At 41.0% G+C, this 12518-nt stretch carries 10 protein-coding genes; all 10 read right to left on the reverse strand.

The window, feature by feature from the left end:
* Positions 1–58 precede the first annotated feature (58 nt).
* Positions 59–1483 (reverse strand): flagellar filament capping protein FliD, encoded by a 1425-nt coding sequence (gene fliD / locus BW139_RS00305; RefSeq protein WP_076918283.1) that lies wholly within the window; start codon positions 1481–1483, stop codon positions 59–61.
* A 27-nt stretch (positions 1484–1510) separates the two neighbouring features.
* Positions 1511–1897: a flagellar protein FlaG gene (locus BW139_RS00310; protein WP_076918284.1), complete on the reverse strand. Its 387-nt coding sequence runs from the start codon at positions 1895–1897 to the stop codon at positions 1511–1513.
* Positions 1898–1997: 100 nt separating this feature from the next.
* Positions 1998–3479, reverse strand: coding sequence for a flagellin (locus tag BW139_RS00315; protein WP_076918285.1), 1482 nt, complete (start codon positions 3477–3479; stop codon positions 1998–2000).
* A 216-nt stretch (positions 3480–3695) separates the two neighbouring features.
* The gene (locus BW139_RS00320; RefSeq protein WP_076918286.1) at positions 3696–5147 is read right to left on the reverse strand and encodes a flagellin; all 1452 of its coding nucleotides are present in this window, start codon (positions 5145–5147) and stop codon (positions 3696–3698) included.
* Between the two features lie 275 nt (positions 5148–5422).
* Positions 5423–6682 (reverse strand): flagellar hook-associated protein FlgL, encoded by a 1260-nt coding sequence (gene flgL / locus BW139_RS00325; protein WP_076918287.1) that lies wholly within the window; start codon positions 6680–6682, stop codon positions 5423–5425.
* Between the two features lie 2 nt (positions 6683–6684).
* Positions 6685–8691: a flagellar hook-associated protein FlgK gene (gene flgK / locus BW139_RS00330; RefSeq protein ID WP_076918288.1), complete on the reverse strand. Its 2007-nt coding sequence runs from the start codon at positions 8689–8691 to the stop codon at positions 6685–6687.
* A gap of 1 nt (position 8692) precedes the next feature.
* Positions 8693–9688: a flagellar assembly peptidoglycan hydrolase FlgJ gene (flgJ, locus tag BW139_RS00335; protein WP_076918289.1), complete on the reverse strand. Its 996-nt coding sequence runs from the start codon at positions 9686–9688 to the stop codon at positions 8693–8695.
* Between the two features lie 232 nt (positions 9689–9920).
* Positions 9921–11015: a flagellar basal body P-ring protein FlgI gene (locus BW139_RS00340; protein ID WP_076918290.1), complete on the reverse strand. Its 1095-nt coding sequence runs from the start codon at positions 11013–11015 to the stop codon at positions 9921–9923.
* 12 nt (positions 11016–11027) lie between these two features.
* Complete coding sequence (flgH, locus tag BW139_RS00345) at positions 11028–11711, reverse strand: flagellar basal body L-ring protein FlgH (protein ID WP_010387881.1); 684 nt, start codon at positions 11709–11711, stop codon at positions 11028–11030.
* Between the two features lie 14 nt (positions 11712–11725).
* Positions 11726–12514 (reverse strand): flagellar basal-body rod protein FlgG, encoded by a 789-nt coding sequence (flgG, locus tag BW139_RS00350; RefSeq protein ID WP_010387879.1) that lies wholly within the window; start codon positions 12512–12514, stop codon positions 11726–11728.
* Positions 12515–12518 lie beyond the last annotated feature (4 nt).

Raw genomic sequence — 12518 nt, forward strand, 5'->3', positions numbered from 1 at the left:
AAACATAAAAAAACCCGACTCATAAGCCAGGCTTTATTTCCTAAACAAGGTTAATTGTTTAGCTAGACTTTTTAACCACACCAGGTAGGTTAGCTAATTGCTGTTGCAAGTAACTCCCTGTCGAGTTTAGGTTAGCAACGAGTAAATCCATTGCGTTGTACTGGCTATATAATCGCTCTTCATATTTAGCCATACGGGTATTAAACTTTTCTACGTCAGTTTCTAGTTTAGAAATTTGTGATTCGCGGCCTTCTATACGAGAGCTGATAATACCATCAGATGCAGTATAGCCTTTAATCACCGTGTCTAGCTGACCAACAAAACCATCACCATCATTTTCACCAACGAAAAACGTTTGAATAGCTTGTGGATCGCTTTCTACCGCAGCTTTAAGCGCATCAGAATCAATACTTAATTTACCTGAACGCTCCGTTCTAATACCAAAATTAGCTAAAAAGTCGGTATTACCATTACCCGTACTAAATTCTGAGGTTAATAACGAGCGAACTTGATTTACAGAGCCTCTAAGTAATGAATCACCCGCAAGCGCACCCACCCCCTCTTCAGCACTAGATCGACCTAACTGATTTGATAAATCAATAAACGCATTAAACTTTTCTACAAACGATTTTAATCCAGCCGAAACGTTATTATTGTTCTCTGTTATCGTTGCTTTACTTAAATCATCATCTGCGTTGTGCGTTTTTTTGGCATTAATGGTGACACCCTCAATGACATCTTTAAATTCATTTGTACTGCTCGTCGCAACAAGCGTCCCATCAATCGTAATTGAGGCATCGGTCGCTGCCGTTACTTCGTTTAGGTTTTCAGCATAAGTTGCTGATGCTGTATCACTATCATAGGCAAGGCGAGATAAACCCAAGGCATCTGTATTATTGCCATCAGAGACATCATCAACCACAATTTTTATTGCGTTTTCTGCGCCAGTCTCCTTACTTGATAATACCAATCGCTGCCCCGTATCATCAGTAATAATAGTGGCATTAACTGAGTCGTTATCGGTAGAATTATTAATAGCATCACGAATATCAGCAAGGGTTGCTGTATCTGACACATCAATATTAAAATTATTACTACCTGAACTAATGGTTAGCTTACCCTCACCCACGGCCTCATCACCTGCTATGGCACTTGAGGTTAACTTGTGGTTTTCAGCTAAGCTGTTTACTTTTATAGAATAGTTGTTAGTTTGCGCGTTTTTTTCAGAGCTTAAAGAAACAAAGTCGTCACCACCACTGATAGTACGCTTTTGAAAGTTTTCGATGTCCCCCAATGATTCTAGTGAACCATTAAGCTCTTCTAAAGACGCTTTTAAGGTCCCTACCGCAGAAATGTCCGTAGTAAAGTTTGCTTGCTGTTGTGTTACCCGTGCTTGATAAGGAGCTTTTTCAGCATTGACTAAAGCAGTTACAATTTCATTAACTTGAAGCCCTGAACCTATACCTGTAAATGAAATAGCCATAATACTTACCCTCTTAAATTGCTCAAACTAAACTTTAAAATCAACTAACACGCCAGTGGCTTCTGCTAATTTAGCAACAATACCTAATACTTCTTCAGAGGGATATTGCTTAACTAAATCACCGCTTTCTTTATCAATTACCTTAATAACATTACGGCCAGAATCTTCATCTACTTTAAACTGTAGGCTACGATTCATTTCGCCCATAAAGTCCTGCAATTGCTGTACCACCTTCTCTAGTTTTTCAGGTGACAACTCAGTTTCAGAGACTGCACTATTACTTGCCGTAGTGGTGATGGATGTATTCTTTTGCTCATCGGTGTTTTGCTTAACTTGTGATGGGGCTTGGTAACTTGAGCTAACCTCACCTTTTTGCGCTGAGCTGATATTTAGATTTAAACTTTGCGTTTCCATAATTCGCTCCTACTATAAAGCGATATAAAGCTTTATACCTATACAAGAAAGGAAGGGTTGCCCCTTCCTTAGTAGTTAAAGTATAGAGCTTATTGTTAAATTAACCTAATAAGCTAAGTGCTGCCTGTGGTAACTGGTTAGACTGAGCTAAGATTGTTGTACCAGCCTGTTGCATAATCTGGTTCTTAGTTAGTTTAGCCGTTTCTGCAGCGTAATCTGTATCTTCGATGCGGCTTTTAGAAGCTGATACGTTTTCTGATACGTTTGCAAGGTTAGCAATGGTAAAACCAAAACGGTTTTGTACCGCACCTAAGTCTGCACGTTGTGCATCAATTTGCGCAAGCGCCGCATCAATTGTTTCGATTGCGTTTTGTGCACCAGCACTAGTTGTACCAGAAATATCAACAGTCTCTACTGAAACTAATTTACTTGTACCACCTGTTGCTCCGATAGCTGCAGCGCCAGTTCCTAAGATTTCATTTGCCGTTGTACCTGAAACACCAATTTTATCTGGTGAGCTCAGGCTTAACGAAGATGTAACGCTCATTGCAGCACTTGCACTAGCAACCTGAGCACCAGCTGTTAAGTTATTTTCTAAGCTTACGGTTGCATTAGCAATGGTAGAACCAGTAATTTGAATACCATCTACACCTTCGGTTTTAAGCGTTAGTTTACCGCCGTTTACAACTGCATCGTAACCATCTGCCTGCAAGTCAGCTGCTAAGCGGTCAATATCACCACCATAGTTAGCTAAGTCGTAAGAATCAGCACCTACGCCATCATCAGCACCATCAACCACACCTGAAGCGCCTGTAGCGGTGTTACCAATTTCTAAGATACCGTCATCACCGGCACCTAGCGCAGAGATTGTTACATCTAATTTTGCAGTTGCAGTCACACCTGCAGCAGCCTCATTAATTGTAGTGGCAATTGTTGCAGCGCCATCGCCAGCACCAACCGCTGTACTTTTACCATTTATAACTAATGCAGCATCAGCAGTAGTTGCTGTAGTTAACCCTGTTGCAGCAGCAGCAACACCTAAAACAGTACCTGCACCTTCAATTTTGTTTGCGCCAATGGCATCAGCAGAAACATCACGCAGACTTACGTTGATTGTTTCGTTAGCGTTTGAACCCACTTGGAATTGTTTAGTACCGAACGAGCCATCTAGTAAGCTTGTACCACCAAATTTAGTCGTTTCAGCGATACGAGTAAGCTCTTGCTGTAATGCGCCAACTTCTTTTTGTAGTGCTGCACGAGCATTTGCATCGTTTGAACCATTAGCTGATTGTAATGATAGGTCACGCATACGTTGTAGGATATTTGATGACTCTTGCATCGCGCCTTCAGCTGTTTGCGACATAGAGATACCATCATTCGCGTTACGCTGAGCAACACCTAAACCATTAATTTGTGAAGAAAGACGGTTCGCAATTTGTAGACCTGCCGCATCATCTTTCGCACTGTTAATTTTCATACCAGATGAAAGACGTTGCATTGATGTACCTAATGCGTCGCTAGATTTTGATAAGTTTCTTTGTGCATTTAGTGATGCAACGTTAGTATTTACTGATAAAGCCATGTTATAACTCCTGATTACTTTCGTAATGTAACTAATTGATTTTAACCAAGAGCCATCACAATAAAAATCTGTTCAAGCTCCGTTCTAATTAAGTTAACGGCCGTTATAAAATTACCTTTAGCTTTTTTTTAAAAAAAACAGTAAAAACTTTTAATTGATTGAAATACAGACAAAAAAGCCAAGCATATTTGCTTGGCTTTTTATAGTTAGCGGATATTAGCCACCTAAAAGACTTAATGCTGCCTGTGGCAACTGGTTTGCCTGAGACAAAATAGTGGTACCTGCTTGTTGCATGATTTGGTTTTTAGTCAGCGTTGCTGTTTCAAGTGCATAATCGGTATCTTGAATACGGCTACGCGAAGCTGATACGTTTTCAGATACGTTAGCAAGGTTGGCTATTGTAAAACCAAAACGGTTTTGCACCGCACCTAAGTCAGCTCGTTGGGCATCAATTTGCGCAAGCGCCGCATCTATAGTGTTAATCGCAGACTGCGCACCCGCACTAGTCGTACCTGATATATCAACACTTTCTACAGATGTTAATTCACCAGTACCGCCTGTGGCAGAAATATTTGTTCCACCTAAAATATCATCCACATTAGTACCAGATATGCCAATTTTCTCTGAAGAAGATAATGTTAGCGTTGATGAAACACTGATATTATTATTAGTAGCGCCACCAGCAACCGCCGCACCACCTGTTGCATTGTTAGCAATGGTAGCTGTACCGGCAGTACCTGTCATTTGAATACCATCAACACCTTCAGCCTTAAGTATTAAAGATCCTTCATCAACGATGGCATCATAACCATCGGCTTGTAACTCTTGAGCAAGTCGGTCAAGGTCACCACCAAATTCTGATAGCTTGTAAGTATCAACTGCAGCACCTGCTTTACGAAGTGTTAAATCGCTATTGTCATCAGAATCCAAACCAGCGATTGTGACATCTAATTTTGCTGTTGCAGTAACGCCTGTAGCTTCTTTATTAATGCTATCTGCTATTTCAGCAGCACCCTTACCCGTAACACCCGCATCAGGGATTGCAACACCATTAATATTTAGCCCTGCCGTTGCCACTGCACCCGTTGCTGTTGCCAATGTAGCTGTTTGTGTTGCAGCCGCCCCAAGCAAAGTACTGCTATCTTTTACTTCATATGCGCCAATTGCACTAGCAGCAACATTACGCAAACTTACATTAATGGTTTCATTCGCATTAGCACCTACCTGAAACTGTTTAGTACCAAAAGTGCCGTCAAGTAAGCTGGTACCACCAAATTTAGTGGTATCTGCAATTCGAGTGAGCTCTTGTTGCAAGGCTGCTACTTCTTTTTGCAGTGATGCACGGTCAACCGCACTGTTTGAACCATTCGCCGATTGCAGTGATAAGTCACGCATACGTTGCAGAATATTTGCTGACTCTTGCATTGCACCTTCAGCAGTTTGCGCCATAGAAATACCATCGTTGGCATTTCGCTGAGCAACCGTTAGGCCATTAACCTGAGACGTTAGTCGGTTGGCAATTTGTAAACCTGCAGCATCGTCTTTTGCGCTATTAATACGCAAACCAGATGATAGTCTCTGCATTGAGGTTTCAAGTGCCATGCTAGATTTAGATAGATTGCGTTGCCCATTAAGTGATGCAACATTTGTATTTACGCTTAAAGCCATTTTACCATCTCCTAGTTTCAATCAGAATGTGGTTCAAAATATTTAAGCAAAAACCACACTGTCTATGACTAGTTGAATGCATTACTTGTGCCAACTAATAATAAAACATTAAACCCATGTTTTATAACAACTAAATAACTTTTATTACGGTATTTAATAAATAGTGAGCATTTTTTTGACAGGAGAGAAAAAGGGGGGTGACAGTTTTTTGCCGCTTCGTTAAGGCAAGTTATTACCTATTTTTCCTAAAAGTAATAACCTGCCTTGGATGGTGTTTATAAATAATCGAATAATGAGAGTTTAGCCAAACGACCAAAAGTCGCTTGTGAGGCCTGTAAACCAGACTCATGTTTTGTGAGATCGCTAATCGCTTCAGCGGCATCAATTTCAATCAGGCTGGATCTGTTTTCTTGATTATTGATATCTAGTGCACTGTTTGAATCAGTTACACGCTCAACCACATTCATGCGCCCACCTAAGCCAGCTTGTGTAAATACAATTTGCTCACTGGCGTTTTTAAGCTGAATTAACCCATCTGATAATGCTTGGTTGATTTGCGATTCATCAAGTTGATCGTCATTAAGGCTGATGATCAGATCTTGCAATGTATTTAACACATTTTCTTTACTTGGTTTTTCAAGGGTAAAATCAAGCTGCCCTGGTGCTGCTCCTTCGAGTTGAATTTCCATGCCAGCAAACTCAATCGGCTCGTCGGTTACTTCACCCGTAACGGGTGGCACAAGCGAAGCGCCGTCTCGTAATATTTCATACTGATCTGGCGATGAAGGGGTTGCACCTGGGATCACATTAACATTATAGGTATTGATCGTTGGAGAAATAAGCGGATCTGGGTCTGAGTTATAATTATCTTTGTGAAAGCGGTCAAACTCACCTTGGTTTTCAACATACACAGTACCCGCAGTAATACCGCCGCTTGGGGTGCCTTGATTTGAAATAACATCAAGACGTGCATCAACTCGTTCAAATACATTAAAGCCATTATCGCTTGATTTGATCTCAACGCCTTTGGCGATCGTCACTTCGTGCTGACCTTGATCGCCTTGGTATTCATATTTGCCATTAGTGCTATTAAAAGTATATGTTTGAATATTATCTTGATAGCCAGAAAAAAGGTATTTACCTCCTTCCGATTGGCTATTCATTAAATTTAGTAACGACTTTTGTAACTCTTGTAGTTCACCCGCTACCGCCGCTAAGTCATCTTTGCTTAATGAACCGTTACCGGCTTGTATAGTTAACATTTGAGCTTCTAAAATAGTGTCGTTCATACCTTGTAACAAGCTTTCTTCGGTTTCTAAACGCCCTTTTAGCTGGTTAATATTTTTGGTCAGCTGCTCATTCGTTTCTATTTTATTGGTGTACAACATACCCTGAGAAATAGCTGCAGGGTTTTCAGAGGTACTCAAATATTTTTGGCCTGTAGTGACACGCTCTTGCGCACCTGCTACATTTTGTTGATTCTCAAGTATTTTATTAATGTTATTTTGATACATTAAATTATTTGATAAACGCATAATTACCTCGCCGCACTCAGTAAAGTGTCAAAAATAGAACGTGCTGCAGACAATACTTGAGCAGATGCAGCATAAGATTGCTGAAAACGCAGCAAATTAGCCGCCTCTTCATCTAAGTTTACGCCCGACAATGATTCATACCAGGCTTCTGATTGTTGTGCTAATGCATCAAATGCAGCACCGTTGGTCATTGCTTGGCTGGTCACTACCCCAACATCAGTTACCAACCCTGCATAGGCCTGATTCAACGTTTTATGATTATCGGCTGAGGCACTTGCCACTACATTTTGACGTACTAAATCGGTATTTTGTAAATCTGCGAGTTTTTGGCCATTACGGTTATCATCAAAACCGCCTTCATTAAATTCTAAATTAAAGGTATCACCTGTAGCCGGTACACCTTCAATATTAAAGTCAAAACCATAGCCATCGTAAGGCGCTCCAGCTTGAGCGAGTATATTATTAGCAGGCGGTGTAACCGTAAACGTGGTCGTGCCATTACCGTCAGTCAGTTGATATTCATTAGCATTAGCTGTTTTAACAATGCTAATAGGGCCATTAGCTAGCCCTAGAGGGTTACTAAAACTGCCAGTGGTTACATCGCTCACATCACCCGGTGAAATAGTACCTGTCCCTGTATTATCAAGGCCACCTGCTGTTCTAATTGGTGAGGCCAAGGCAATGTCTTCACCTCGACCACTGGTCAACGATATATTACCCGCAGCGCCACTATTGAGTTTTACCTGAAATTGATCCCCAGCATTACCGGCTCCCGTTACATTAAGCTCTAAGCCAAACGATTCCCCACTAGTAATCGCTGCTGAATCGATAATGCCGCTGGGTGGTATAGTTGCTAAAGAGGCTGTACCTAAAGGCTCACCTTTATTATCAATAGGCTGAATACTCACCTCATTAGGGTTACCCGTATAAGTGATCACAAAGTCACTGGCTGGTAGTTCACTGCCTTTACCTGCCTCAACAGTTGCTGACATATTAGCTGTTCCGGTATTTGCTTGATAAACATAAGCACTAACCGTTGGAATTTCAAAAATATCTCCACCTAATTCACCATTAGCATCCATCCCTAAACGGTTTTGCTGATTAAACGAATCGGCAAGTGCAATGCCCATCTGGCCTATTTGATTTTGTGCAGGCACCAAAATATCGTCTCTAAATGCCAATAAACCGCCAATTTTACCTTTTAGTTTAGTAGGATCTATATCGAGAGGCACAGCCTTACCGCCATTTACATCTAAACGTAACTCTTTAAAATTGGCATCTGGATCGCCACTAATCGAGAACAAGTTGAATGACCCATTTTGCATAACAACCGCTTCACCTGAGCCCATAAATACTTGTTTTTCACCATTGGGGCCATCGAGTGTTTCTATATCAATCAGTTCAGATAAATCACGTATTGCTTTATCACGCTCATTATAAGCTGAGCTCGCATCCGCTTCGTTTTTGGTACCATGAACACCTGCAATTTCTTGGTTCAACGAACTAATACTTTCGATTAGTGTATTCGCCTCTTCCGAAAAAATTTCTAATTGCTCATTAACCACCGCTTTTTGCTCTGAAACAATACCTGCAAGCCTGTCCATTTGATCAATCAGATTTTGCGCATCACTCATCACTAATGAACGAGCAACCGTTGATGAAGGTTGATTAAGAGCCTCTTGTACGTTATTGAACATTGAGTTGATACTAGTTGATAAGCTATTTGATTTTTCTGAAAAGATTTGATCAACTCGACTCGCTTCACTAACAAATTGATCAAAAAAGCTTTTATTTGAGGTATCTCGGTTTAATTGCTTTTGCGCAAACTCATTCAATAATCGATACGTTTGGCCACGGCCTACCTGATTATCAATCATAGTAGTAAACTCGGTGCGCTCACGTACATACCCTTCGGTATTAACATTTGCGATGTTTTTACTTGTCGTTTGCAGCAGCTCAGCGTTAGCTCTAATGCCTGAATTAGCAATGTTTAATAAATTAAACGACATGTTACTCTACTCCTTGGCGGATCACGCTTGTGGCGATATTCTTCAATTCGTTACTGTTTAGCACTCTTTTTATTTTGTCAGCATAGTTAGGATCGGTTGCATAACCAGCTTGCTGTAAAGAGTCTAAAAATTTATGCGGCTTTGCCGTATTGTTTAATGCATCTTGGTAGCGAGGGTTTTGTGTTAAAAAATCCACAAAGTCATTCACGCTATCTTTTATCGAATCATACGCTCTAAAGTTTGCATGCTTTTTGACAGCAGCACCTTGCTCAAACTCTAAAGTAACTTTACTGGCTTTTTCACCCTGCCAACTTTTATCTGACTTAATATTGAATAAATTGTTTGAGCTATTACCATCACCTTTATTAATAATATGTTTACCCCAGCCAGTTTCTAATGCTGCTTGTGCGACCATAACCGCCGGATTTAAACCAATTTTTTTAGCCGCTGTTTTTGCGTGTTCCCACACTGTGCTCACAAATTCCTCAGCACTTTCAAATGTGCCAGACGCTATGTTTTGTTCGCTTTTTTCAGTTGAATCAACGAGCGGCACTTTTTCAGTGACCTTTTGATTTTCTTGATGAGGTAAGGTGCTACCCGCACGTTGATCACTAAAAAAATCTGATGTGGTGCGAAGAACAGAGCCTGGCATAAAGTTTTTTCCATCTGGCGATAGTTGCTGCACAATTAAATCTGCAAGACCCAAAGAGCCATTTGATGAAAGCTCTGTGGCCATTTGTTGGTCGTGCATTTCTTCAAAAAACTTAACGCCACTTGCATTAAACGGGCTTTCTTTATCTTCGAAAGCCTCATTGGCTTTACGCATACTTTTAAGCAGCATTTGGGTGAATATAGCTTCAAATTGTGCCGCCGCTTTTTTTAACGCCGCTTTAGATGCATCGGTTGATGCGTCACCGCTGTTTAAAGCATCTCGACGCAAAGAGTCTAAGTTGCCTAAATCAAAAAAGTTTTGCTTATCTAGATGATTTGTTTCCATCAGCTTTTTGACACAATAATTAATAATATCTAAAGCAATGCAATAATTGAGCCAAGCGAAGTGAACGATTTTAGGTTCTAGGCAGAAATTAAATTGAGTGAGAGACGCGAGGAAAACTCGCTGCTACTTATTGTGTAGGTTAAATTCAATGTTTATTGCTGTGGTAGCAGCGGCTTTATGCCGCGTCTTTTTTAGGTTAACTGTTAAAGACCCTAAATAGGGTCTTATAAAACTAAATTACAACAAGCTGGCCATTAATGGCGCCGGCTTCTTTAAGTGCTTCAAGAATAGCCATCAAATCACCTGGAGCAGCGCCAACTTCATTAATTGCGCGAACTAAATCATCAAGACTCACACCTGGGTCAAATACAAAAGCGCGTGAATCATCCTGATTAACATCAATAATACTTTGCTGGGTAACCACGGTTTCACCCTCGGCCAGAGGGTTTGGCTGCGCCACATTTTGTTGCTCAGCAATCGTTACTGTTAAACCTCCATGGGTAATTGCCGCAGGTTGTAATTTTACATTTTTACCTATAACAATCGTGCCGGTACGCGAGTTAACAATTATTTTTGCTGAAGTATCCGCAGGCTTAAACTCTAAGTTTTCAAGAGTTGATAAATAAGATACGCGCTGTGAGGCATCACGAGGGGCAATAACACGAATAGAAGCTGCATCGAGTGCTTGAGCGCTATTTGGACCAATTAAATCATTAATTGTTTTCTCTAAACGTTTAGCAGTAGTAAAGTCAGGGCGGTTTAAATTAAAAGTAATATAGTCGTTTTGCATAAATGGGCTTTTAACAGCACGTTCAACGGTTGCACCATTTGGCACGCGTCCTACCGTTGGCGTATTAATAACAACGCGGCTGCCATCAAGGCCTTCAGCGCCTAAGCCACCTACAATTAAACTGCCTTGAGCGATGGCGTAAACATTACCATCAACCCCTTTTAAGAATGTTTGTAGTAATGTACCACCGCGCAGGCTGCCTGCACTGCCAATTGATGACACGGTAATATCTATAGTTTGCCCTGGTTTTCTAAATGGAGGGAGTTCAGCATGAACCGCTACCGCTGCAACATTTTTAATTTTTGGCTTTAAACTAGAAGGTAACGTAATACCAAAACTATTGAGCATGCCTTTAAAGCTTTGCTCGGTAAAACGGCTTTGCTCACCGGTACCTGGTAAACCAACAACTAAGCCATAGCCCACTAATTGGTTTGAGCGCACTCCTTCAACCATAGACACATCTTTAATTCGCTCAGCACTGGCAGTAAATTGCCAGCCTAGTAGCACAATAAAACAAAAAACTTTAAAACCATTCATGTCGAATGTCCTCTAAAAGGGAAACAATGAGCTACTAAAGAAACGCGTTAACCAACCCGGGCTTTGCGCCTCTTGAGTTTGACCCTTACCTGAATACTGAATACGTGCATTCGCAATTCGATTAGACTCAACGGTATTATCAGCATTAACATCTTGCGGACGCACTAACCCTTCTAGGCGAATAAATTCTTCACCGGTGTTTAACGTTAGCCATTTTTCACCGCGAATCACTAAATTTCCATTTGGTAGTACTCGCATCACGTTAACCGAAATATCGCCAACTAGGCTGTTTGATTGATTTGATTTTGAGTCACCTTTAAATGAGGAGTCACTGCCAATACCAAATTGAATACTATCGCCACCAATATTTACCGGTAAGCCACCTAAGCCAATCACAGGGTCGAGGCTAGCATCGGTTTCTTTATCCGTTTCTGTTTTAGCCGCTTTGGTCGCTTGAGTTGACTCTTGTAATTTAACAGTAATAATATCGCCTGTTCGCAGTGCTTTTTTATCAGCGTATAAGTCATTCGATAATTGAGTACTGAATAAAGAGCCCGTTGCTACCACTGGCTCCATATTCGGCTCTGGATACATAGGTGCATAATAGGGATCGTCTTGTACTACCTCATTATTTTGTGTAGCTACACAACCACTTAATAGTAAAGTCCCTACTGTAAATAACATAATATTACGCATACAATCCCCCAAAACTATAACTGTTGATTTATATAACTCATCATTTCATCAACGGCTGAGATCACTTTTGAGTTCATCTCATAAACGCGCTGCGTTTCAATCAAATTAACTAACTCTTCGGTGACATTTACATTTGATGTTTCAAGTGAACCTTGAATAATCGTACCTAAACCCTCAACACCCGGGTTACCTTGAACAGGCGCACCGCTCACGGCAGTTTCGGTGTATAAGTTTTGACCTATAGGTTCAAGGCCCGACGGGTTAATAAAATCACTAATCGTGATCTGACCAATAACCACGTTTTCGGCCTGACCTTTAACGCGAACTGACACTTCACCGTCTTGAGATACGGTGATCGACTGTGCATCGTCAGGTACATTCATTTCAGGCTGAACAACATAACCAGCACCCGAGGTGACAACACGCCCGTCGCCGTCGGTAGTAAACTGGCCGTTACGCGAATAAGCAATATTGCCATCTGGCTGTAATACTTCGAAAAACCCAGGGCCTGAAATCATCCAATCTAATGAATTTTCAGTGGTGAGCATATTACCTTGCGAAAAGTTTTTTTGGTTAGCCACTACCTTAGTACCCGCACCCAGCATTAAGCCTGACGGCATTTCGGTGTCTTGCGATGAGCGACCGCCTGGTTGATTAATATTTTGGTAAAGCAAGTCTTCAAAAATAGCGCGGCTTTTTTTGTAACCCACTGTACTGGCGTTCGCTAAGTTATTTGATATAACCGATATATCAGTTTGTTGAGCGTCAAGCCCTGTTTTACTTATCCATAATGCTGGATTCATAATA

This window comes from Pseudoalteromonas sp. SK18 (assembly GCF_001974855.1).
Lineage (GTDB): Bacteria > Pseudomonadota > Gammaproteobacteria > Enterobacterales > Alteromonadaceae > Pseudoalteromonas.